The following is a 22,843-nucleotide window of genomic DNA, read 5'->3' on the forward strand; positions in this document are numbered from 1 at the left end:
CTCTCTGGCGAGATGCGTTGAGGGTTCCACCAATCATCGATGCAAGCTAGGTGTCTTTGGTAGATTGGTGGTATGACTACTTCTGATTTCTCTGCGCTGGCAACGAACGATCCCGCGCACCCGGCTCTTGCTGCTGCTCGTGAGGCGGCGTCCTTCATCGCTGAAGCGACCGACGTTGAGCAGCACGATATTGCACTGACCCTCGGTTCTGGCTGGGGTGAAGCTGCTTCACTGATCGGTGAGGCTACCCATGTTCTTTCTGCTGATGAGGTTCCCGGTTTTCACAAGGCAGCTGTTGCAGGTCACCCCGGCACTCTCACCTCAATTCTGACGCCCTCTGGCAAGCGCGCGCTGGTTATTGGTGCCCGCACCCACTACTACGAGGGACGCGGCGTTGATGCGGTGGTGCATGGCGTTCGTACCGCTGCGGCTCTGGGTGCTAAAACCATGATTCTTACCAACGGTTGCGGTGGTCTCAACCCCAGTTTCCATGAGGGTATGCCGGTGTTGATTTCGGATCATATCAACGGAACTTTCACCTCTCCTCTCAAGGGCGCACATTTTGTCGATATGACCGATTTGTATTCCCTGCGCATCCGCGACATTGCCCGCGAGATTGACCCCACCCTTCTAGAGGGTGTGTACCTACAGCTGCCCGGCCCGCACTACGAGACTCCGGCCGAGATTAAGATGGCTCGCACCTGGGGTGCTGATTTGGTGGGTATGTCTACTGCGTTAGAGGCTATTGCTGCCCGCGCTGCCGGTCTTGAGGTTTTCGGTATTTCGCTGGTCACCAATATGGCAGCTGGTATTCAGGAAACTCCTCTGAACCACGAGGAAGTTCTTGAAGCTGGTAGGAACGCGGGCCCGCGTATTTCACGTCTTCTTGCTGATATTGTGGGCAAGCTCTAGGAGGGTATGATGACTGATTTTTCTCAGGTACTCACGGACGCTCGCACGTGGGTTGAGATTGACCCTGATGAGGTCACTCGCACTGAGCTGTCAGAGCTGATAGCAGCGGCTGAAGCTGATGAGAATTCACCCGCCGCCCGCGACCTTGCCGAGCGTTTTTCGGGCACTTTGCAGTTTGGTACCGCCGGTTTGCGTGCTGAGTTGGGCGCTGGTCCCATGCGCATGAACCAGGTTGTCGTATCGCGGGCAGCCGCTGGTTTAGCGCTCTACGCCACAGAGCGCGCGGAGAAAGAAAACTGGCAGAAGATTACTGCCGTGGTGGGTTTTGATGCTCGCTACAACTCCGATATTTTCGCGCAGCTCACCGCGCAGGTCTTTACGGCTGCCGGCATTGAAACTACCCTTATGCCCGCTCCCCTGCCCACCCCCGTCCTGGCGTGGGCAACCAAAGAGTACGACGCTGAAATCGGCGTAATGGTTACTGCCTCGCACAACCCTGCAGCCGATAACGGTTACAAGGTCTACTTAGGTGGCAAAGCCGTAGGCGAGGGCGAGCGCGGTACCCAGATTGTTCCGCCTTACGATGCTGATATCGCCGCTTGCATTACCCGCGCCTCAGCCCAGTCCATCGAGCGAGCTGAAAACGGCTGGAAGATTTTTGGTACCAGTATCGCTGATGACTACGCGAAGATGGTGGGTGAGCTTGAAGAATCCCGTCCGCGCGATTTGTCGATTGTATACACCCCCGTTCACGGTGTCGGTGGTAAGACCCTGACCAAGGTTTTGAACCAGGCGGGTTTCAGCGATGTTCATGTAGTGGAAGCTCAGGCACAACCAGACCCCGATTTTCCCACCGCTGCCTTCCCCAACCCAGAAGAGCCCGGTGTACTCGATCTGGCTCTAGAGCTTGCTCGGGAAGTCGACGCCGATCTGATGATTGCCAATGACCCCGATGCTGACCGCGCTGCTTTTGCTATTCAGGACGCCGGTGCCTGGCGGATGCTGCGCGGTGATGAGGTCGGTGCGATTTTTGGGGCGATTATGCTCAATAAAATTCAAGACCCCTCTCAGGCTGTTTTCGCTAATTCCATTGTCTCCTCGCGTCTTTTGGGCGCAATGGCAACTGCTAACGGGGTGGAACACCGCGAGACACTGACCGGTTTCAAATGGATTTCGCGTGTTCCGAACCTGACCTACGGCTACGAAGAGGCGCTGGGTTACTGTATTGATCCTGCCCGCGTGCAAGACAAAGACGGCATTTCTGCGGCACTGGTTATGGCAGATTTCGCCCAGGACGTCAAAGACCGTGGCGGTTCTCTTGCCCAGGTACTGGCGGATATCGCCACCGAGTACGGTCTCTACGCCACTGACCAGCTCTCAGTGCGAGTGGAGGATTTGAGTCTCATTCAGAAGATGATGATGACCCTACGCACTCAAACGCCCACAGAGATTGCCGGTTCGCGCGTCGTTGAATATCGCGACCTCGCGAAGGGCTCTGAGCAACTGCCGCCCACCGATGGCTTGCTGTTCTTGACCGAGGACAACACCCGCGTCATCGTACGCCCCTCAGGCACCGAGCCCAAGCTCAAGTGCTACATCGAGGTAGTTACCCCCGTTGAATCCAGCCTCGATAACACCCGTCTAGCTGCCACCCAGCAGCTGATTCGTATCAAAGAAGACCTAGCAGCGGTGCTAGGACTTTGACGAACAACACTAAAGAAGGAAGATCTCATGACTGAATTTTCATCAGCCGAACTGGCTGCCATGATTGACCACACTATCTTAGCGCCCAACGCTTCTGAAGCTGACGTACTGCGTCTTGCCGATGAAGCACGCGAGCACGGTTTCGCCTCGGTCTGCGTGAATCCCGTGTGGGCACCGGTGCTGGCGAAGGCTCTCGAAGGCTCTGAGGTTCTGCCCTGCGTCGTTGTTGGCTTCCCTTTCGGCGCATCAGCACCGGTAGTCAAAGCTTTTGAGGCAAAGACCGCCGTTGAAGCCGGCGCACGCGAAGTTGATATGGTCATCAACATTGCCGCCGTTATCGCAGAAGATAAGGATGCGCTGGTTGAAGATATCCGCGCCGTAGCCGAGGCAACCCACGCCGGAGGTGCTCGTCTGAAGGTCATCATCGAGACCTCTTACCTCACCGATAAGCAGAAAGTTCTCGCCTGCACCGCAGCTGTTGAAGCCTGCGCTGATTTCGTCAAGACTTCTACCGGCTACTCCTCAGCGGGGGCAACCGTAGAAGATATTAAGCTCATGCGCGAAACCGTTGGCCCCGACATCGGAGTGAAAGCATCCGGTGGTATTCGCGACCGTGCAGCGGCGCTCGCCATGATTGAGGCAGGTGCCAACCGCATCGGTGCGTCTAAGGGCATTGAAATTATCGGTGCCAGCGCAGCAACTGCAGACGACACCTACTAAGATTCACCGTTACAACAGGTTATACACGGTAAACGGACGCGCCGGGCTACCCTCAGCCCGGCACGTCCGCATCTCTACACCACCGATCAACGAGTCATCACCGTGATTAGCGCGGTTCACACTTTAGTTTCTTGCCGATCAACCCCTATACTGTAACCAAGCACAATTTTCTTTGTGGGCTTCCTTGCGCCCGCAGCACACACGTAAAGAGGTACCTCTCATGGCTTCAGCAGAGCACGTACGCGCAGGCAGCGCCAACGCATCAGCCCACACCACAGCCTCAGCTGCGGGCACCCACCACACCAATGAATCAGAAGCTGAAAAGCGCTCCAACGTGGAGACCCTGGGTGTGCAGGAGGGCGACTACTTCAACGGCGGTCACCCCTACTACTCAGGTACTAAAGACCTGGGCGGTAGCATCGTCATGTTCGTTGTCTGCATGGCGATTCTGCTTGGCTCGCTGTGGGCTTTCGGCACCTATCCCGAGGGCGGTTGGATCTGGTTCACCGGCGGCATCCTTCTTTACGGTCTGACCTTCATCATTCCGACCCTCTTGCTGCCATCTAAGACCACCCACGCTAAAACCGATGGCGTGACCCCTGCAATGCGCTAACGCATCACGCAGTTCTACATTTATAAAAACCGGGCGGGTTGTTCAAACAACCCGCCCGGTTTTTTGCCCGCTAGTGTGAGGGTGCTGTCGCCGGTGCTTTCTCACGCAGAATCAAGTCAATGAAACTGTGCGTCCAGTCCAAGATTTCCCGGTCGACCAAATCCTTACCACCGATTTTGGCGGTCTTAGGGCGAGGTAGCAGAATCTGCCAGTCCTCAGTACCGGGAATCTGCTTGTACAGCGCGCCGGGGTACATTCGCTCCAAACGCATTTTGCGAGATTCCGGCAAATCGTTTACCGGGAAAACCCGCACTTTGGTGCCCATCAGCTGAATCTCACGCACCCCCACCTCACGGGCGGCAATCCTCAGCAGAGCCACCTGAAAGAGGTTTTCGGTAGGCTCCTCAGGTACAGCCCCGTAACGGTCAATCAGTTCTTCACGCACCTCGTCCAGTGCTGCCTCACTGGTAGCCTGGGCAATTTCACGGTAGGCAGCCAGACGCAGCCGCTCAGATGAAACATACTCATGCGGCAGATGGGCATTGACCGGAAGCTCAATTTTCACTTCAGCAGGTGCAGCCTCTGTATCATCACCGCGATAGTTAGCCACAGCCTCCCCCACCAGCCGCAGATAGAGGTCAAAACCAACCCCGGCAATATGACCGGACTGCTCACCACCGAGTAAGTTACCTGCACCGCGAATCTCAAGATCCTTCATCGCCAGCTGCATACCCGCGCCCAACTCGTTATGAGCAGCCACCGCTTTCAGACGCTCCAAGGCAACCTCGCCCAGGGGCTTATCCACCGGATACAGGAAGTAGGCATAAGCACGCTCGCGACCGCGCCCCACGCGTCCGCGCAACTGATGCAACTGTGACAGACCGTAGTTCTGCGCACCATCAACAATCAGGGTATTGGCATTAGAAATATCGAGGCCCGTCTCAACAATGGTGGTACACACCAGAACATCAAAACGGCGCTCCCAAAAATCAACAATAATCTGCTCAAGACGCGACTCGCTCATCTTGCCGTGCGCCACCGCAATACGGGCCTCGGGAACCAGCTGCTGAATCTCAGCGGCGGTTCGCTCAATGGAAGACACCCTGTTATGTACGTAGAAAACCTGCCCCTCGCGCATCAGCTCACGACGAATGGCTGCGGTGATCTGCTTCTCCGTCTTAGCACCCACATAGGTGAGTACGGGGTGACGTTCCTCCGGCGGGGTGGCAAGGGTAGATGTCTCGCGGATGCCCGTCAGCGACATCTCCAAGGTACGGGGAATAGGCGTAGCCGACATCGCCAGCACATCAACATTAGTACGCATGGTCTTCAGCTTTTCTTTATGCTCAACACCAAAGCGCTGTTCCTCATCGATAACGACCAAGCCCAGATCTTTAAACTGGGTTGTTTCTGACAGCAGACGGTGAGTACCCACCACCACATCAATAGAGCCGTTGGTGATGCCCTCTTGAATTTCCTTGGTCTCTTTTGCTTTTTGAAAGCGTGAGAGCACAGCAACACGCACGGGAAAACCAGAGAATCGTTCGGTAAAGGTCTCGTAGTGCTGCTGTGCCAGCAAGGTGGTGGGCACCAGAATCGCTACCTGTTTGCCGTCCTGCACCGCCTTGAAAGCAGCACGCACCGCGATTTCCGTTTTACCGTAGCCCACATCGCCTGAAACCAAACGATCCATGGGAACCTCGCGTTCCATATCGGCTTTGACATCGTTAATAGCCGAAAGCTGGTCAGGAGTTTCATTGTAGGGAAAAGCCTCTTCAAGCTCTCGCTGCCAGGAGGTGTCAAGGGCAAAAGCGTGCCCGCGCGAAGCCTGACGGGCTGAGTAAAGACGAATCAGATCAGCTGCGATTTCTTTAACAGCCTTGCGAGCGCGTGATTTGGTTTTTGCCCAGTCGCTACCGCCCATCTTCGAGAGCGTAGGTGCGTCACCGCCCACATAGTTTGAGACCTGGTCGAGCTGGTCAGTTGGCACGAAGAGGCGGTCTTTGGGGGCACCGCGTTTTGAGGACGCGTATTCCAAGACCAGGTACTCTTTCATGGGTTTAGGCTGACCCGGTGTGGTTACAGCCCCCACGATGGGGCGCTGGGTCATTTCGATGAACTGACCGATACCGTGTTGCTCGTGTACCACGTAATCGCCAGCTTTGAGGCTCATGGGATCAACGGCTTTTTTACGGCGGCGCACGGGCAGTTTACCGCTGCGCAAGTCACGAGTGGTATAGGGGCTGACCTTACCCAAGATATCTGCTTCAGTGAGCAACCCGATTTTATGTTCATCGAGCATAAAGCCTTTGCCCGCGGCAGCGGTAGTGAGTTCAATGATGCCAGCCGACGGCTCTGCCACCAGGTCATCGGTACGGGCAGCCGGTATCTCAGCCTCAGCAAAAAGCTCGCTGAGGCGTTGTAAGGGACCGGTGCCGTCGGTGACAGCCACGATGCGCCACCCGTCCTTAACCTTGCGTCCCACCTCATCTAGCAAATCGCCCACATTACCTGCAAAAGAGTGGGGAACGCGCGCGGAGTAGGTAAAGACCGAAGAATCATGGTCGCCTTCATCATCAACACCCAAGGCAGTAAAAGACCACCAGCCCATTGCTTGCTCAAAAGCAAGAGCACGCATCTGAGCGATAGTTCTAAACCCGCCGGAGGCGAAAGCCCCACCGTTTTGACCCAAGTCCAGGGGTGCGTCCTGCCCGTCAGAAGCTGACTCCCAAGCCGCAAACAAGAATTCCTCGTTGGTTGCCACCAAATCATGGGCACGCGAGCGCACCTTCTCGGGCTCAAAAATCAGCGGCAGAGAGCCCTCCGGCATCAACTCAAGCAGGGTAGTCATCTCATCCACCAGGAGCGGGGTCAACGACTCCATGCCCTCAACGTAGATGCCACCGGCGATTTTTTCGAGCATGGCGGCTGCGCCGGGAAAGTCGTTTTTAAGTTTGGCGGCACGGCTCATCACCTGCGGGGTAATCAACAGCTCACGGCAGGGCGGGGCTGATAGAGAGGTGGGAGCAGTTGTAGAGGTGATAGTGCGCTGATCTGCTACCGAGAACCAGCGCATGTTCTCTATCTCGTCCCCGAAGAATTCGATGCGCACCGGGTGGTCTTCCACCGGCGAAAAAACATCGAGGATACCACCGCGCACCGCAAACTCGCCGCGCTTAGAGACGAGGTCAACGCGGGAATAGGCTGCTTGGGCGAGGGCTTTGACTACCCCATCGAAATCTTGTTCTTCGCCCACGGTCAGTTCAACGGTCTGCATCTTCTCAAGACCGGTGACGATTGGTTGCAAGAGAGCGCGCACCGGGGCGATAACTAAGGCCGGGCGGTTCGGTGAGTGCAGAGCACGAATCACCTTCAGGCGCTGCCCCACTGTATCGCTGCGCGGCGACAGCCTTTCGTGAGGCAGCGTCTCCCACGCAGGGAAGATCTCTACCAGTTCTTTATCAAGATAGGAGGCAATAGCTGCCTCAAGATCTTCAGCTTCACGGTCGGTGGCAGTCACAGCCAGCACCGTTGCCCCGGTGGACGCTCGCACCCCGCGGGCGAACTCGGCAGTCAAAGCGGGGCGAATACCGTCCACCGCACCAATTACTAAATCATCGTCACGCTCAGCCAGCGGACGCGCTGCCCGTTGCGCCAGCATCCCAAAGCGTTCATCGGTGTGCAGTAGCGAGAGAAGACCGTGCAAAGTCATGGATTCTACCTTTACAAAAGTGGCGATGGATCGGTTAGAAGCGGTGAAATAATAACGGTACTGATTCTACCTGCCAGCCTCCACCAGGCAGTGGCGATTAGATCAGAAGCATCAAAAACAGCTATGGGCTAAAAACAGTTCTTACCTACGAGAAATCTAAAGGTGCAGAAGACCTTTATCACAGATTTGTGGGCTTTTTAGTGCTTTGTTTCGTACCCACAACCGGTTAACATAGTGCTCTAGGGAATTCTTCAACGCAGATTTTAGGGGTGAAGCTGAGATTCACCGCCTGGTTTTCACACATCAGGTGTCGGTGTCAGCTTCAAATAATCTGTGGTGAAACAAATAATTATTAGGGGAAATAGTTTATGTCACAGCGTATGCTGGGCAGTGCTAGGTTTTTGCAACCTTCGCGCGCTGCAACTGTGTCAAGAATAGCCTCGCTAGGGGTTATAGCCGTGCTCGCTCTTGCGGGCTGTTCCGGCGGTCAAAATGATACTGGTGCGGACGCTTCTGTCAGTCCGCAGTCAACCGTTGAAACACCTTCAGAAGCACCTGTTGCTAACAGCAAGGTTGCAGAAAAACTAGAGTCTGCACCGCAGGTTAAAGCTAACGCCGAAGAAGTTGTTAAGACAGAAGAGCTCTACAATTCCTTTGAGCAAACTCTCGCTGAGCTAGAAATGGCGCAGCCCCAAGCCGAAGAAAACGATGGAGGCTCCGCAGAATCTGCACCCGAGAATAAAGACAGGTTTGCAGAGCTCAGCGCCACCTCCCAAGACCGGGTACACCAGATTGCTACCGGTAGCGCCGCCGATGAGTTTCTCGCTCAGGCTCTGGAGTACGGACTCAACGGTTGGGAACAAAAAGGCAACTCAACCATTGTGGGCGAACCCAAACTTACAGACGGTGAGTACAACGGCGAACCCGCTAAATTGCTTGAGGTCTGTCTCGATTCCTCCGATGTTGTTGTCAAAGACAGCGCGGGCAATGTTCTCAACGATTCAGGCGCCTCAAAACGCTCGCTGAATATCTTTACTCTCACCGAAGTTGACGGAACCTGGAAAATTTCCAGCCACGAGTTCCCCAATAATCCCGACTGCTAAAGCCCCTGGTCAGCTTCAAATCACAGAAGCAGCACTAGGAACTTTTAGCTTCATATCACCTTTTATATTTCTCTTTTGGGTTTTCTCAGGTCACCTGCGTCTTGTTCTCTAGCGGTACCTGCACCCACCGTACTGAAAGCTATCTTTCACCATGAAATTCCGTAACCCTTTTAAAATTGCGGCGGGCGCTGTAGCGGTAGTGAGCGTAGCAACTTTGCTACCTTTGGCTACCGCTGACAACGCCGAAGCGGCAACCGACGGTTCAAGCAGCGCTACCGCTGCCGCGTCCTGCTGGGAAATCAAGCAGAAGAACCCAGAAGCGTCCTCAGGCGCTTACTGGCTCTTTACCCCGCAGATGGACGCACCTGAGCAGTTCTACTGCGATCAGGAAACTGATGGCGGCGGCTGGGTCATGATTGGCCGAGGACGCGAAGGCTGGACAGAGGAATACACCGGCAAGGGCAAGCCCGCCGACATGGCAAATAACCCCGACGGTACTGATGCTTTCGCTCCCATTCAGCTTCCCTCAGAAACCGTGGACGCCCTGCTCGGCGACCAGCCCGTTAACCAGCTGGCAGACGGTGTACGTTTCGCGCGCCCTCTCAACCCCAACGGCACCGGGGTTCAGAACGTTTACGCTAAGCGTGCCTCCCAGGAAGACTGGAGCTGGGCTCTGCGGGCTAAAGCTCAATGGCAGGATATCCGCTTTAACGCCCCCTCAAACTTTCTTTCAGCAAGCGGCCGGTTCGGAATGTCCTACGGCAGCCTCGCCAACTTCGACCCCCGTTACAAGCGTCTAGAGTTCACAGCAGGTAGCGAAACCAACTGGAAGCTAGGCTTCGCTTTCGGCAACCTGGTGCGCGGCAACAACAATGCTGAAACCTACCACTGGTCGAAGGGTAATAACCAGCACTCTCCTTTGGGCTTCACCCAGGTCTACCTGCGCCCGAAGCTCACCCAGAAGAACCTGAACTTTACAACTATTGCTGATGCCGGTACCCCCGAGTCCCAGAGGCGCGCACTGCCCAACAGCTTCACCTCCGCGTGGAACTGGCGCACCTCAGATGCAACCGGCAGCGGTGCTACCGGTGAGATGAACTCCTATGTTCAGGCAATCACCCAGGTAGGCAACACCGTCTTCATTGGTGGTGACTTCAAGCACCTCGAATCAAAAAACGGTGAGACCGTCAACCAGTCCTACATCGCTGGTTTCGATGTGAACTCCACCGAGCTGGTGCGCACCTTCATGCCCAAGCTCAACGGCCAGGTCAAGACCATGGCTGCTCTGCCCGGTGGCAAGCTCGCTGTTGGCGGCGATTTCACTCGCGCTAATGGCACCCCCGTCACCAACTTCGTTATTTTTGATCCCGCAACCGGGCAGATTGATACTACCTGGGACTGGGATATCGCCAACCGCGGCGCATCCGGTGTGACTCAGGTAAAGACCCTTGAAGTACAAGGAAATTACCTCTACGTCGGTGGCACCTTCACCCACGTTAAGGGTGATACTTCAGGCACCTACGCCTTCTCGCGCAACGCCGCCCGCTTCGACCTCACCAACGGCAGCGTCGACTGGAGCTGGCGTCCCAACTTCAATGGCACCGTCAACGGCATTTCAGCCGCTGAAGATGGTCAGAGTGTTCACGTTGCAGGTTACTTCTCAACCAACCACAGTGCATGGGCTTGGAAGCTCGCGGCGCTAAACACCACCAACGGCAAGAACCTCACTCGTTGGGACTGGGAGCTGTCCAACGGCACCACCGCCAACGCTCGTCAGGGATTCCAGTTTGACGTTCAGGACACCGGCGCACACGTATGGACCGCAGGCGCCGAGCACCTAATTGCCCAGTACCAGAAGGGCTCCTACAAGCGTCTGAGCTCATCCATTACCAAGAGCGGCGGCGACTTCCAGGAAGTAACCTACAAAGACGGCGTCATCTACGGTGCTTGCCACTGTGGCGACTGGATTTACGAGGGTGGACGCTCATACCGTGCCCCCTGGGAAGAAAACAACAACGTTCATACCATTCGTTTGACCACAGCCTTTGACGCTGTCACCGGTGAAGTGCTTCCCGATTTCGCTCCCCTGCTACAAGGCAAGTCAGGCTTCGGTGTCTGGTCGCAGTTCTTCGATTCCAACGGTAACCTGTGGGTTGGTGGCGACATCAACCGCTCGTTGGGCGCTAACGGTGCCCAGCCGACCGTAGGTTTTGCTCGTTTCACCCCGCGTGATGTTACTCCCGCGGCTATTCCTGCCAATCTCGCGGTTACTACCGAGGGCGGCTATGACAAGCTCACTTGGAACTCGGCTGGCAACGGTCTCACCTACCAGATTCTGCGTAACGATCGCGTCATTGGTACCAGCACAGCTACTTCATTCGAGGTAGCTCATCTTGATAATGCACGCTACTTTGTGCGTTCGGTAGATCAGGCTGGTAACTACTCAGCATCTACTGCAGCTGTTGCAGTAGGTAAGGCTGAGGAAGCTCCCGTTGCAGAGCCTGTAGCTCCTATCGAGGAGCAGCCCGAAACTCCTGTGGTTCCCGAAGAAAAGCCTGAGGCACCTGTAGAGGACGAGGCTAAGCCCGAGGCTCCCGCTGCCCCCGCAGAAAAGCCCGAAGAGGATGCTCAACCTGACGTAGAGCCTGTAGCGCCGGCTGAGCCCGAAGCACCTGTAGAGGACGAGGCTAAGCCCGAGGCTCCCGCAGCACCTGTTGCTCCTGATGCACCCGCCGTGAACCCTGCGTTCAAGGGCAAACTGATTGCAGCCGGCGCTCAGTGGCAGTACATCACCGACATCAACGAGTGGCAGCGCAAGAACTGGTACACCACCAACACCTCAGTGACCGGTTGGAAGACCGGCACTGCGCCCCTTGGTTGGGGTCCCGGTGTAGCAACCACTCTTGAGCGGGGCCGCTACGGCATGCCGATTTCAATCCAGGCTCGTCACGAGTTCAACCTGCCTACTACCGTTCCCGCGGGTAAGAAACTCGTTCTTCACACCCGCGCAGATGACGGCGTCGCCGTGTATGTCAACGGTGTTGAGGTAGGACGCCAGAACCTACCTGCCCAGCATTACCCCCTGACTCCTGCAGATTTCGCTGTGGATACTCAGTTCGCTATCGACAACCCGGTAGTTATTGAGGTTCCCAGCCACCTGCTGAAACAGGGTAAGAATGTGATTGCGGTCGATTCGCACGCGCGCCGTCGCAGCACCGCTAACCACACGATGGAGCTCACTGCATCGTGGCGCTAAAGCCTTGAGATAGGTTCCAGTCCCTCTGGAAGGTGCCCCCACACAGTATTGAGGGTGGGGCACCTGTTTTATAGTTTGTGTCTGAGGATAAGGCAACCCCAGTGCACGGGGCACACTACAGGGTGCGTAGGTCACAGGTTTAGCGGGAAAACGCCATTACTATTTTTTATAAAGTCCACGTATATAAAGAAAGGTCTTGAGCATGAAGAAACCATTTTCACTTCGCATCAGCGCTGTTCTCGCGACCTTGGGGCTATGATAGCCGCTGCTGCCTCATATTTTTGAGCTTAAGCAGAACGACCCCAAGGCTGAAAGCGATGTCTACTGGCTCTTCATCCCTTTAGATAAACGCACCCGATCAGTTCTACTGTGACTAGGAGACCAAGGGCGGCTGAATCATGATCGGACGCGAGGACTGGGTTGAAAATGATAACGGTCAGGGCGCCCAGGCTCCCGCAGACTCCTGGAACACTCCGGGCACATAACCTCTACGTTCTGAGGTATAAAACCTCTGCACACACCTATCGCCCCCCTCACAAAGCTCAGGGTATAGAGGCACCTTCGATGTGGCGGGCATAAAACGTGTTTTATTTCGTTACGGAGGTATGTACAACCTAGAATATATAGACACGCTTGAGATAGATCAGTACTGAGCGCAGTGATTTCTTGGGGAAGAATCAACCGCACCGGTGCTCTACAGGCATGATTTTTGGGGATTCATCAGGGGGAAAGTATGAACTCTGCACGTTCAGTGCGTCCACGGGGTTTTAAAGATACGCTGGCGGCGCTCAATAGCGCGCAGAAGCCGGGTATTGGAGTGCCTGCCTACACCCGCTGGGTGAACCGTCGTGTTGCCCGTGTTTTTGCGGCAGCCGCGGTGAAGTTTGGTATTACCCCCAACGGTGTGACCGCTATTAGCGCGGGGTTCTCTGCTCTTGGTCTCTTGGTTCTGCTGTTTGCTGCGCCCACGGTTGTAACCGGTTTTCTGGTTGCTTTACTTTTTGCATTGGGCTACGCCCTTGATTCTGCTGACGGGCAGGTTGCACGCGTGACTGGCGCTTCTTCTCCCGCTGGTGAGTGGTTGGATCACGTGGTTGATTCGGTTCGTGTGCCCTCAGTTCACTTAGCTGTCCTCATTGGTTTTGTCCGTTACAGCGAGCACTGGGCTTTCACCGGCTGGCAGCTATGGTGGTTACCGATGGCGTTCACGGTGGTCACTGTTGGTCATTTTATGAGCCAGATTCTTGCTGAGCAGTTGCGCAACAACCGCAAAACCGCTGCCCCGCCCACCGGCGGACCGTTGCGTTCTTTTGTGAACCTGCATATGGATGCCGGTACTCTCTGCTGGATTTTTGTTTTTTGGGGTTTCGGCTTGGGTTTTATCGTGGTCTATGGTGTGCTTTTTGCCGGTAATTTGCTCACCATGCTGGTGTCAATGCGCCGCAAGTACATTTCTCTTTCATCCTCAGGTGCCTAAGATGTCTTACCCTCGCGTTTCAGCTGTTATCGCAACCATTGGTAGCCGCCCAGAACTGCTACGTACAGCGGTCACCTCAATCTTTAATCAGGACTACCCCGGTCACCTTGAGGTTGTTGTCTCCTATGATCACGTCGAGATTGATTCGCTGAGTGATCTTGAGGTGCCCGTCAACCGTTCTCTACTGACAGTGCAGAATACCCATGTCTCTGGTCTGGCAGGCGGACGCAACACCGGTATCGAAACCGCTACCGGCGAGCTGGTGGGTTTCTGCGATGACGATGATTTCTGGTTTACCTCCAAAATTTCGCGCCAGGTTGAGCTGTGGCAGCAGCGTCCTGATGCAGTTGCTGTCTCTTCAGGTATTACTGTGCGTTCCGGTGGTAAAGATATTGTGCGTCTGGCACCTGAAACCGCCTCATTCGATGATTTTTTGGTATCTCGTATTACCGAAATCCACCCCTCGGCAATGCTGTATCGCCGCGCAGATCTTGTAGAGGGCGGACGCATTGGTGCGGTAGACGAGCTGCTGCCGGCGTCCTACGGTGAGGACTACGACTTGCTCCTGCGTGCGACCCGTCACGGTGAGGTCTATTCGGTTCAGGAGCCCCTTGTACTGGTGCTGTGGGATCGCCCTTCTTTTTTTGCTGGTAAGTGGCAGAACATTGCCGCTGGTCTCACCTACCTTCTACAAAAATTCCCCGAATTTGAGCGCACCCCCAAGGGTACTGCACGTATTGCCGGGCAAGTTGCTTTCGTACACGCGGCTCTGGGCAATCGTTCCCAGGCGCTGGCGTACGCGCAATCGACCCTGCGCAGAAACCCCCTACAGCTGCGTGCTTGGGCTGCCCTGCCCGTGGCATGGGGTCTCATTAGTCCTGATATCTTACTCAAAGCCGTTGAGAAGACGGGGCGAGGTCTTTAGCCCCGCCCTTATAGGTTCTTATGCCCCAGACAGTATTTATCTCCCGATCGCAACTGCGCAAAGCCAGGCTGGCTGATGAGGTCGCTAACTACCGGTTAGCGCCCCTGCCGGCGTGGCCTTTGTGGGTTTTGCTCTATGCCTTTCCGGTGATTTGGGCGATGGGTCTGATGCAGTTTGCACCCACCCTTTTGGCTGCGGTCATGCTCATGTACATGTATCTGCGGCGCTCCATTATTACCTTTGGTCCGCAGTGGCTGTGGATGGCGCTCATTGCCTGGTGTCTACTGTGTGTGGTCGCCCTCGACAGCCCCAGCCAGTTTTTGGGGTGGGCTCTGCGTTTTATCAATATCTTCAATGTTGGGGTGTACTCTCTCTACTTTTTGAACGCGAGAGAGAAAATTTCAAACCAGTCGATGCTGGGAGGTCTCTTCGTGGTCTGGCTGACGGTGGTTGTCATGGGCTATATGGGTATTTTCTTTCCCGAAGCCAGACTAATCACCCCGATGTCTTACGTTCTGCCCGATAGCCTGACCCGCAATGAACTGGTGCGCGACTACGTTATGCCGCCCATGGCTGAGGTGCAGATGCCCTGGGGCGCACCTAAGCCTTATATTCGCCCGTCGGCACCTTTCCCCTACGCTAATAGCTGGGGTTTGGCATACACTTTCCTGACACCCGTGGTCATGGCGATCTACGCTGCCGTGCTATCTTGGCGAATCCGTGCGGTGCTCACCGTCTTGCTGTGCGCGTCCGTGGTTCCCGCTATTGCCACCTCAAACCGCGCGATGTTCATCGGGCTGGGGGTCTCTGCCAGCTACGTAATTTTCCGGCAGGCGCTTAAAGGACGCTGGGTAGGAGCTATCTCGGGCATTCTCATCTTTGGTGGTGCCGCCCTGTACATGTGGCTATCGGGTGCAGCCACGCAAATTCTGGGCCGTCAGGAATATTCTGATTCAACGGGCGGACGCTTAGCACTCTACGAGTCAACCTGGGAAGCGACCCTCAAATCGCCTTTTATTGGTTACGGCACCTCGAAGATGAACTATGAGATTGGCGTTTCGATGGGCACCCAAGGCTATATGTGGGCGCTAATGTTCTGTTTTGGTCTGGTCGGTCTGGGCATTTTCTTGCTCTTCATTGGTTTTTCGATTGCCAGCACCTGGCGTGTGCAGTCGAGTGCAGGTATGTGGGTTCACTCGCTACCGATTGTCACCTTGAGCGTCTTTGCTTTCTACAGCTTGGATATCATGCAGCTTTCTACATTGATGCTATGCATCTCGCTCATGATGCGCTCCAAAATCTACGGTGAGGGGCTGTAAGTCATGGCAAAATCTCTTGCGAAAAGCGGTGCGCTGGCATCGCTGTGCGTGATGTACGGTGCGGTTGCTGCGTTTGCGGCGCAGTTAGTCGTATCTAACGGCTTTGGTGCCCAGGGTTCAGGTACTTTCTTTCAGATTATGGCGCTTTTGACCGTGGGCACTTCTCTAGCGGTATTCGGCGCTGATACTGGCTTGGTACGCATTATTTCTGCCCAGGTAGCAGTGGGACGCGGTTCAGCCGTTCGTTCCTTGCTTAAGTTTGCGGTAATTCCTGCTGTGTTGTTTGCCTTCATTATTGCCAGCAGCTCTCTGATTTATGCTCTGCCAGCGCTGACTCCTGATATGCCGCAGGTCTACCGGGCGGTGCTGTACGTGTCCGCACCTTTTATCGTTGCTTCAGCCTTGATGACCCTGTGCTTCGGGGCGCTACGCGGGCTTCAGCAGGTGGTTACCTTCACCGTCTTGCAGAACGTTCTGCTCCCCTCGCTGCGTCTGCTCGCTGTTGTTGCTGTGGTAGCCCTTGGCGCAGGTTTTGTGTACTTGGCTCTTGCCTGGTCGTTACCGGTTCTATTGGTGCTAGCTGTTGCCGGTTACTTGGTCTTCCGTTATCTACCGCGTACCGCCGATACCGTGCAGGCGGACGCTATTGTTGCCGAAACCGCGAAAACCTTCTGGGGTTTTAGCTCGGCGCGAGGGGTAGCGACCATCGTTGAATCCATTCTTGAATGGATTGACGTTATGCTCATTACTGCCTTTATGGGCGTTGCCGCCGGTGGTATTTACGGTGCTGTTAACCGCTACGTGCGCGTGGGGGCGATGGTGGAACACACCGCCCGCATGGTGACCGGCCCGGCGATCAGCGCCTCCCTCGCCACAGGAGCCACCGACCGTGCCCGCACCATTTTTGTGAACACCACCCGCGTACTGGTGGCTATTGCCTGGCCTTTCTACCTCACCATGATGTTCTTCGGTCCGGCGCTTCTCAGTTTTTTCGGTAGTGAGTTCACAGAAGCCGCCCCCATTTTTTGGATTATCTGTAGCGCCATGATGCTAGCAGCAGCAGCTGGCGGTGTTCAGTCGGTATTGCTCATGAGCGGTAAATCCCGCTGGCAGCTCTATAACAAGCTCTCATCTCTTGCTGTAGCTCTGGTGCTGAATCTACTGCTGATTCCTGCCTGGGGGCTTGCCGGTGCGGCGACCGCATGGGCAGCGGCTGTACTCACAGATACGTCACTCGCTGCCTACCAGGTCTTCAAACACGGGGGAATCCGTGCCAGCGTAGCTGAACTAGCACCAGCTGTCATATTGTCCCTTACGGTAGTGGGCGGCGGAGCGGGCTTAGTGAGCCTATTGGTAGGGCAGCACGTCACGGGGCTTTTGGTTCACCTGGTTGTTGTACTAGGACTCTACGGTCTGCTGGTACTTAAAATGAGAAAAAAGTTGGGTATCGCTTCCTTCCTTACCTCTCGCAAAAAACATTAGAAAATAGATCACACGATGAACGTACACAAGACTCAGGAGAGTGGTTAGTAATGGCGAAGCCAGAACCCACCTACTCAACCCGCCTACGAGCGGCTAATCTTCAACGCGCTAATGAGGAGTTTGCGGTCAAGCCGCTCTCACTCATGGAGCAGTTTCGCAAGGTGAAGCGCCGCCTGCCGATCTTCTTGGCTGCGATTATCGCGTGCATGCTCCTAGCTGCTGCACTCGGTTTGTTCGTCAAACCCAGCTACGAAGCAAAAACCACCCTAGTGGTACACCAGTTGCCTGCTGACCCCAATAACACCGCAACGGTGGGCCAGCGCGTTGATATCGATACTGAGTCATCCATTGCTGGCTCAAAGATTGTTACCCAAGAAGCAGCTGAGCGGGTGGACGCTGGTAACGCCTCTTTGCCCAGCGATTTGCGCGCTAACTTGCAGGTATCCGGTCACTCCCAAACAGCAATTATGGACATCTATGTGACCGATGCGAGCGCACAGCGTGCAGCTGATTTGGCGAACGCAGTAGCACAAAGCTACCTTGATCAGCGCTCAGAAAATATCGAAAAACTCGTTGAGGGTTACCAGGCAACCATCGAGTCACAGATTGATGCCACCTCGTCTCAGGCGGCGAAAACTGCCCTTGAAGAACGCCAAGCGCAGATTGCAATTACCTCGGTCTACCCCGGACGTATTATTTCACCGGCAGCGGCACCCACCGTGGCTGAGACTCGCGGTACGCCTATCTACTTGCTCATTGGTTTGGTGGCGGGCAGCCTCATCGGTGCTTTCGCGGCTTTTTTCGCTGACCGCCGTGACCCCAAGGTTTCTTACCCTGACCGTTTTGAGGAAATAGCAAACCGCCCGGTGTCGCTGGTTTCCTCGGCAAATCAGGCAGAAGGCATCCGCCGTACTCTGCGTCGTATCGGTGCTCCCGAGGGTGATTTAGCGGCAGGTGGAATCAACGGTATTACGATTCACTCCAATGAGCCGCGTCTTTCCAGCATCGTGTATGAACAGCTCAAGCAGGTGTTGCCCGCTAAGAGCGTCAACTTTGCCACCGCGTCCGCCTTCGAAGCTATTGAATCAGGGTCATCGGTCAAGCGCGTTATTGCCGCTAAAGCACCGCTGGTTGTTGAGACTTCGGCGAAGACTGAGCTTTCCAAACTTATGCTGGCGGCTGAAGGCACAGGCGTTATTTTCATTATTGCGAGCGCTGAATCAAGTTATAAGGCTTTGCGCGATCTTTTCGAAGCGGCTGTTTTTGAAGAGGGCACCATTATTGTGCCGGTGTTCTTGACCTAACGGGCATTCTCATCGACAGGTTTTATTTCAGGGGATCAGGGGATATGAAAATTATATTGGTAGCCAGTGCTGGGGGGCATTTGGCGCAGCTTATTGCACTTGATAAGTTTTGGAAGCAGCATGAGCGTTCATGGGTAACTTTTCGGCTTCCTGAGGTTGAGGCTGCGCTGAGCGGTGAGAAGGTGGACTGGGCGTATTTTCCGACCACGCGCAATATTCCCAACGCGATTCGTAATCTGGGGGTTGCGTGGAAGGTCTTGCGCAGGGAACGCCCGGATACCATCATTTCGTCTGGTGCCGCTGTTGCTGTTCCTTTTTTCATCGTGGGAAAGTTGCTCGGCATGAAGACTGTGTTTATGGAGCCCTACGACCGTATTACGATGCCCACTCTCAGCGCCCGGATGTGCTACCCGATGACTGATTTGTTTGTGGTGCAGTGGGATGAGCAGCAGAAGGCTTTTCCCGAGTCGGTCAATATCGGTGCGGTTCTCTAGGGTCACCTGCTATATAAGGAAGTTGTATTTATGTCTGATCAGTTAGCGGACGATGGCGTTCGGACCTATGACCTTGTGGTGTCGGTGGGTACTGATTATCACCATTTTGATCGTCTGGTGGGGTGGGTTGATGCCTATTTGAAGAAGCATCCGGAGCTCACTTGCCTGTTTCAGCACGGATTTACTGCTCCCCCACGTGTAGCTGAGGGTGTAGAGCGTATGCCACGCGCTGAGCTGTTGAAGTTCTATGCCAAGGCTAAGGTGGTTGTGGTTCAGGGCGGCCCCGGTTCTATTTTGGACGCGCGAGAGGTGGGCGCTATTCCTGTGGCTGTTCCACGAGTGGCTGAGCTTGATGAGGTGGTTGATAATCATCAGATTGAGTTCTCAAAGATGATGGATGAGTACGGTGAGGCTCATCTAGTTGAAAGCGCTGAGGCTCTTGAAAAGATTTTGGATCAGGCACTTGAAGATCCGAAGTTGGTGCAGGGTGAGGTTCGCTTGCCGCAGCGGGATGTTGCGTCCTATAACCTGACGCGGGCTCTTGACGAGATGGTGGTGATCGACCGGTCACAAGAGCCTGCCCGTTTTGCCCGCAGGTTCGCGCACGTTGTGGTGGGTTTTGTCGCCCAGAAGATGAAGAAGTAGAGGGTATAGGCCCCACTGGTTATTGGTCTCACCGGTTGCTGGCGGGGTTTTCTTGTACGCTGTGGGGTGATGGACGCGTGTTTGCTCTGTACCTGCTGGCAGGTTTGGTTAGTATGGGGTGAAAGTCTTTTAGCCTGTTGAAAGGAACTCTCGTGGCTATTTCAGAGAACGTTGTTGTGAACGCGCCCTTGGAGAAGGTCGTCGCCGCTTTTGCAAGCGAGGATTTCGCGCGTTTTGTGTCGGACCGTTTGGGAATTTCTCTTGATTCGTTCTCCGTTGATGGAGACACCGCAGGTGCTTACACCGCTACTGCGCAACGTGGTGTGCCGGCTGATCGTGTTCCCGATATGGCAAAGAAGTTTGTGTCTAAGGGTCTCTCGCTAACTCAGACTGACGCGGTGTCAGCTCCTGCTGCTGATGGTTCACGCACTGTTACCAGCGACATCAAGGCTGGCGGTGTGCCCATTAGCGCAACCGCTACCCAGAAGCTCACCGCTGATGGTGATAAGACCAATGTTGCTGTGAGCGGTGAGGTCAACTCATCAATCCCCTTTGTGGGTGGCAAAATCGCTAAAGCAGCTGAGCCTTTCGCGGGTAAAGCGCTGACCAAGGTTGCACGCTCCCTCGAAGAGTGGATTGCTAGCCAAGGCTAATCTTTTGAAACGAGAAAAAAGGGCTTGTCATTGCTGACAAGCCCTTCTTGTTGTTCTATGTTGTTTTTACTTCGCGTTGAGAGCCTCTAACGCAGCTCGCAGTTTCGTTGATGAGGTGTGGGCGGTGTACGGAAAGTACACAACGTTCACGCCCACTTCAGCAAAGCGCTGCTCAAGGTCAAGTCCGCGAGGGGTACCTTTCCAGTCATCGCCTTTGAAGAAGGTGTTGAACCGGACGTCCTGCCAGGTCTCTAACTTATCAACTACCGTTTCGGCGCGTACCTCATCCACGAAGTCGATGTGGCTCACGATTTCCATGCGCTCGGCAAGGGGAACAACCGGCAAACGGCCTTTGGTGAGTTCGAGCATCTCATCAGAAACTACCCCGGCAATGAGATAGTCGCAGTGTTTCTTAGCTTCTCGCAGAATATTGAGATGCCCCACATGAAAAAGATCAAAAGCTCCTGCTGCGTAACCGATATTCATCAATTCCCCCAGTGCGTGCGCTGTGTACAGCGCGGTCAAACGTATTAAGGCTACGGTAGCGGCTTCCCCAAGTGCTACCGAGCCTATCGAAAAAGTATTGTTTTTTACTGTACGCCACGGGCGGGCTAGTCTGCGGTGACTGGCGCTCATAAGTGCTGGCGGTATTCAGCACTTTTTCAAGCGCACAGCCCAACCAGTGGTGTCTCTACACAGCTAGGAGCGAGCTGCCTCCTTGCTTGCTTCTTCAGCAGCTACCCACCCGAGCATGGCGCATTTAACACGCGCGACGAACTTTGAGACTCCGGCAAAAGCGGCGGCGTCCTCTAGCACCTCTTCGTTGGGCTCAATGGTGCCGCGGCTACGCAGCATATCTCTGAACTGGTCAATGAGGTCTTGAAGCTCCTCACGGCTTCGCCCCGGAGCCATCTCTGAGAGCACTGAGGCAGCTGCCATAGAGATAGAGCAGCCGTCCCCCTCCCAAGAGATTTCTTTGATTTTTGAGCAATCTTCGGTGAGGGTTACCCGCAGGTTGATTTCATCGCCGCAGGTGGGGTTGTACTGATGATTATCAGCGCTGGGCAGCCCCTGAGCTTCGGTGAGACCCTCCCCTGATCGCTGTTTAGAATGGTCGAGGATTATCTGCTGATAGAGCATATCAAGTGACATAGTTTTTCTTTTCTGCTGAGAAGAGTAACGAGATTTTACAGACCGAAGTAGTTGCGTACCTGTGACAACGCATCGAGAAAACGGTCGATGTCATCGGTGGTGTTGTACATGTAGGTGGACGCGCGGGTTGAGGCGGTGATGCCAAGGGCACGGTGCAGCGGTTGTGCACAGTGGTGCCCCACGCGAACAGCGATGCCCTGAGTGTCGAGTAGCTGACCGACGTCATGCGGGTGTACCCCGTCTACGTGTATGGACGCCAGACCAGTGCGTTCCTCACCCGCCGCCGGTCCCAGCAAACGCACCCCTTCTATCTGGCTGATACCCTCGGCTAAGCGCTGCCCCAGAGTAGTCTCCCACGCGTGGACGTTCTCCATGCCCAAGTGCTCCAAGTAGCGCACGGCTTCAGCCCACGCCACAGCCTGAGAAACACGCTGGGTACCGGCTTCAAATTTGATGGGAGCAGGCATCCACTGTGCCTCAGTCATGGTCACCTTGGTGATCATAGAACCGCCGGTCAGAAAAGGAGGCATCGCTTCTAGCAGTTCGTTGCGTCCGTAGAGAGCACCAATTCCGGTCGGGGCGAGCATCTTGTGGGCCGAGAAAGCTGCAAAATCTACGCCCAAGGTTTCGAAGTTAACCGGTGTATGGGGCACCGACTGGCAAGCATCGAGCACGGTGAAAGCCCCGTGTTTCTGTGCCAGCTTTACCATAAAATCAACATTCGTTACCGAACCCAGCACGTTTGAAACGTGGGTGAAAGCAAGAATCTTAGTGCGGTCGGTGACGATTTTTTCAGCGGCATCGTAGTCGATGGTGCCATTCTCTAGCAAAGGAATGTGTTTAAGAGTTGCCCCGGTACGCGCGGCGAGAATCTGCCAGGGAATGATATTGGCGTGGTGCTCTAACTCGGTGGTGACGATTTCGTCGCCCTCCTCTAGGGCAAACTGGCGTGCGGTTTCTCCTCCAATGCCGGCGGACGCATTGCCGAAAGAATAAGCGATAAGGTTTAGCGCTTCGGTAGCGTTGGAGGTCCACACCAGTTCGTTCTCAGCTGCCCCCACGAAACCGGAGACTGTTGCACGCGCGTCCTCGAAAGCGTCCGTCGCGTCAACTGCTAGGCTGTGTGCCCCACGGTGTACGGCAGAGTTTTTGCCCAGGTAGTAGTCACGTTCAGCGTCGAGTACCTGCAGGGGGTTTTGGCTGGTAGCACCAGAGTCAAGGTAGACCAACTGATGGTCGAAGACCTGTTGGTTCAGAATGGGAAAGTCCTGACGGATGCGCTCCACTGTCTCGTTATTCAGCGGGGTTGCCGCCGCTACTTGGTACTTTTCGCTCATTCTATACACTTCCGCTTCTCTGTATTCCCATGATG

18 protein-coding genes are annotated in these 22,843 nt (G+C 55.0%); 14 read left to right on the forward strand and 4 right to left on the reverse strand.

What is annotated here, in order from left to right:
- Positions 1 to 72 precede the first annotated feature (72 nt).
- The 4 genes from JTP09_RS05005 (at position 73) to JTP09_RS05020 (ending at position 3,949) form a co-directional block, all read left to right on the forward strand.
- The gene (locus JTP09_RS05005) at positions 73 to 912 is read left to right on the forward strand and encodes a purine-nucleoside phosphorylase (RefSeq protein WP_204877355.1); all 840 of its coding nucleotides are present in this window, start codon (positions 73 to 75) and stop codon (positions 910 to 912) included.
- Positions 913 to 921: 9 nt separating this feature from the next.
- The gene (locus JTP09_RS05010) at positions 922 to 2,616 is read left to right on the forward strand and encodes a phospho-sugar mutase (protein ID WP_204877356.1); all 1,695 of its coding nucleotides are present in this window, start codon (positions 922 to 924) and stop codon (positions 2,614 to 2,616) included.
- A 27-nt stretch (positions 2,617 to 2,643) separates the two neighbouring features.
- On the forward strand, positions 2,644 to 3,336 hold the full coding sequence (gene deoC, locus JTP09_RS05015) for a deoxyribose-phosphate aldolase (protein ID WP_204877357.1): 693 nt from the start codon (positions 2,644 to 2,646) through the stop codon (positions 3,334 to 3,336).
- Positions 3,337 to 3,556: 220 nt separating this feature from the next.
- Positions 3,557 to 3,949 (forward strand): hypothetical protein, encoded by a 393-nt coding sequence (locus tag JTP09_RS05020; RefSeq protein WP_204877358.1) that lies wholly within the window; start codon positions 3,557 to 3,559, stop codon positions 3,947 to 3,949.
- Between the two features lie 70 nt (positions 3,950 to 4,019).
- On the opposite strand, the gene mfd is transcribed toward JTP09_RS05020, so the two are convergent.
- Positions 4,020 to 7,661: a transcription-repair coupling factor gene (mfd, locus tag JTP09_RS05025; protein ID WP_204877359.1), complete on the reverse strand. Its 3,642-nt coding sequence runs from the start codon at positions 7,659 to 7,661 to the stop codon at positions 4,020 to 4,022.
- Positions 7,662 to 8,119: 458 nt separating this feature from the next.
- Between mfd and JTP09_RS05030 the strand changes: the two genes are divergently transcribed.
- From JTP09_RS05030 to JTP09_RS05075, 10 genes are all read left to right on the forward strand, one after another.
- On the forward strand, positions 8,120 to 8,764 hold the full coding sequence (locus JTP09_RS05030; protein ID WP_204877360.1) for a hypothetical protein: 645 nt from the start codon (positions 8,120 to 8,122) through the stop codon (positions 8,762 to 8,764).
- 151 nt (positions 8,765 to 8,915) lie between these two features.
- A complete protein-coding gene (locus JTP09_RS05035) occupies positions 8,916 to 12,020 on the forward strand; it encodes a fibrinogen-like YCDxxxxGGGW domain-containing protein (RefSeq protein WP_204877361.1) in 3,105 nt (1,034 codons plus the stop codon).
- 733 nt (positions 12,021 to 12,753) lie between these two features.
- Complete coding sequence (locus JTP09_RS05040) at positions 12,754 to 13,497, forward strand: CDP-alcohol phosphatidyltransferase family protein (protein WP_204877362.1); 744 nt, start codon at positions 12,754 to 12,756, stop codon at positions 13,495 to 13,497.
- Position 13,498: 1 nt separating this feature from the next.
- On the forward strand, positions 13,499 to 14,422 hold the full coding sequence (locus JTP09_RS05045) for a glycosyltransferase family 2 protein (RefSeq protein ID WP_204877363.1): 924 nt from the start codon (positions 13,499 to 13,501) through the stop codon (positions 14,420 to 14,422).
- A 20-nt stretch (positions 14,423 to 14,442) separates the two neighbouring features.
- A complete protein-coding gene (locus JTP09_RS05050; RefSeq protein WP_204877364.1) occupies positions 14,443 to 15,741 on the forward strand; it encodes an O-antigen ligase in 1,299 nt (432 codons plus the stop codon).
- Positions 15,742 to 15,744: 3 nt separating this feature from the next.
- Complete coding sequence (locus JTP09_RS05055; RefSeq protein WP_204877365.1) at positions 15,745 to 17,223, forward strand: lipopolysaccharide biosynthesis protein; 1,479 nt, start codon at positions 15,745 to 15,747, stop codon at positions 17,221 to 17,223.
- Between the two features lie 50 nt (positions 17,224 to 17,273).
- Positions 17,274 to 18,527 (forward strand): YveK family protein, encoded by a 1,254-nt coding sequence (locus JTP09_RS05060; RefSeq protein ID WP_204877366.1) that lies wholly within the window; start codon positions 17,274 to 17,276, stop codon positions 18,525 to 18,527.
- Between the two features lie 44 nt (positions 18,528 to 18,571).
- Complete coding sequence (locus tag JTP09_RS05065) at positions 18,572 to 19,021, forward strand: UDP-N-acetylglucosamine--LPS N-acetylglucosamine transferase (RefSeq protein ID WP_204877367.1); 450 nt, start codon at positions 18,572 to 18,574, stop codon at positions 19,019 to 19,021.
- A gap of 30 nt (positions 19,022 to 19,051) precedes the next feature.
- Positions 19,052 to 19,666, forward strand: a complete 615-nt coding sequence (locus tag JTP09_RS05070; protein WP_204877368.1) for a glycosyltransferase — start codon at positions 19,052 to 19,054, stop codon at positions 19,664 to 19,666.
- 152 nt (positions 19,667 to 19,818) lie between these two features.
- Positions 19,819 to 20,319: a DUF2505 domain-containing protein gene (locus JTP09_RS05075; RefSeq protein ID WP_204877369.1), complete on the forward strand. Its 501-nt coding sequence runs from the start codon at positions 19,819 to 19,821 to the stop codon at positions 20,317 to 20,319.
- Between the two features lie 66 nt (positions 20,320 to 20,385).
- Here JTP09_RS05075 and JTP09_RS05080 read toward each other — a convergent pair whose 3' ends face one another.
- From JTP09_RS05080 to JTP09_RS05090, 3 genes are all read right to left on the reverse strand, one after another.
- Entirely contained in the window at positions 20,386 to 20,805 is a 420-nt protein-coding gene (locus tag JTP09_RS05080) for an adenylyltransferase/cytidyltransferase family protein (RefSeq protein WP_204877370.1), read from the reverse strand.
- A gap of 213 nt (positions 20,806 to 21,018) precedes the next feature.
- Positions 21,019 to 21,471 carry a Fe-S cluster assembly sulfur transfer protein SufU gene (gene sufU, locus JTP09_RS05085; protein WP_204877371.1) on the reverse strand — a complete coding sequence of 151 codons (453 nt, stop codon included), beginning with the start codon at positions 21,469 to 21,471 and terminating at the stop codon, positions 21,019 to 21,021.
- A 35-nt stretch (positions 21,472 to 21,506) separates the two neighbouring features.
- Positions 21,507 to 22,808: a SufS family cysteine desulfurase gene (locus JTP09_RS05090; protein WP_204877372.1), complete on the reverse strand. Its 1,302-nt coding sequence runs from the start codon at positions 22,806 to 22,808 to the stop codon at positions 21,507 to 21,509.
- Positions 22,809 to 22,843 lie beyond the last annotated feature (35 nt).

This window comes from Rothia sp. ZJ1223 (assembly GCF_016900985.1).
Classification (GTDB): Bacteria; Actinomycetota; Actinomycetes; order Actinomycetales; family Micrococcaceae; genus Rothia.

Bases quoted from the DNA above. Each gene is read 5' to 3' on its own strand.
- JTP09_RS05005 (WP_204877355.1), top strand. From the start codon at position 73: ATGACTACTTCTGATTTCTCTGCGCTGGCAACGAACGATCCCGCGCAC.
- JTP09_RS05010 (WP_204877356.1), top strand. From the start codon at position 922: ATGACTGATTTTTCTCAGGTACTCACGGACGCTCGCACGTGGGTTGAG.
- deoC (WP_204877357.1), top strand. From the start codon at position 2,644: ATGACTGAATTTTCATCAGCCGAACTGGCTGCCATGATTGACCACACT.
- JTP09_RS05020 (WP_204877358.1), top strand. From the start codon at position 3,557: ATGGCTTCAGCAGAGCACGTACGCGCAGGCAGCGCCAACGCATCAGCC.
- mfd (WP_204877359.1), bottom strand. From the start codon at position 7,661: ATGACTTTGCACGGTCTTCTCTCGCTACTGCACACCGATGAACGCTTT.
- JTP09_RS05035 (WP_204877361.1), top strand. From the start codon at position 8,916: ATGAAATTCCGTAACCCTTTTAAAATTGCGGCGGGCGCTGTAGCGGTA.
- JTP09_RS05040 (WP_204877362.1), top strand. From the start codon at position 12,754: ATGAACTCTGCACGTTCAGTGCGTCCACGGGGTTTTAAAGATACGCTG.
- JTP09_RS05045 (WP_204877363.1), top strand. From the start codon at position 13,499: ATGTCTTACCCTCGCGTTTCAGCTGTTATCGCAACCATTGGTAGCCGC.
- JTP09_RS05050 (WP_204877364.1), top strand. From the start codon at position 14,443: ATGCCCCAGACAGTATTTATCTCCCGATCGCAACTGCGCAAAGCCAGG.
- JTP09_RS05055 (WP_204877365.1), top strand. From the start codon at position 15,745: ATGGCAAAATCTCTTGCGAAAAGCGGTGCGCTGGCATCGCTGTGCGTG.
- JTP09_RS05060 (WP_204877366.1), top strand. From the start codon at position 17,274: ATGGCGAAGCCAGAACCCACCTACTCAACCCGCCTACGAGCGGCTAAT.
- JTP09_RS05065 (WP_204877367.1), top strand. From the start codon at position 18,572: ATGAAAATTATATTGGTAGCCAGTGCTGGGGGGCATTTGGCGCAGCTT.
- JTP09_RS05070 (WP_204877368.1), top strand. From the start codon at position 19,052: ATGTCTGATCAGTTAGCGGACGATGGCGTTCGGACCTATGACCTTGTG.
- JTP09_RS05080 (WP_204877370.1), bottom strand. From the start codon at position 20,805: ATGAATATCGGTTACGCAGCAGGAGCTTTTGATCTTTTTCATGTGGGG.
- sufU (WP_204877371.1), bottom strand. From the start codon at position 21,471: ATGTCACTTGATATGCTCTATCAGCAGATAATCCTCGACCATTCTAAA.
- JTP09_RS05090 (WP_204877372.1), bottom strand. From the start codon at position 22,808: ATGAGCGAAAAGTACCAAGTAGCGGCGGCAACCCCGCTGAATAACGAG.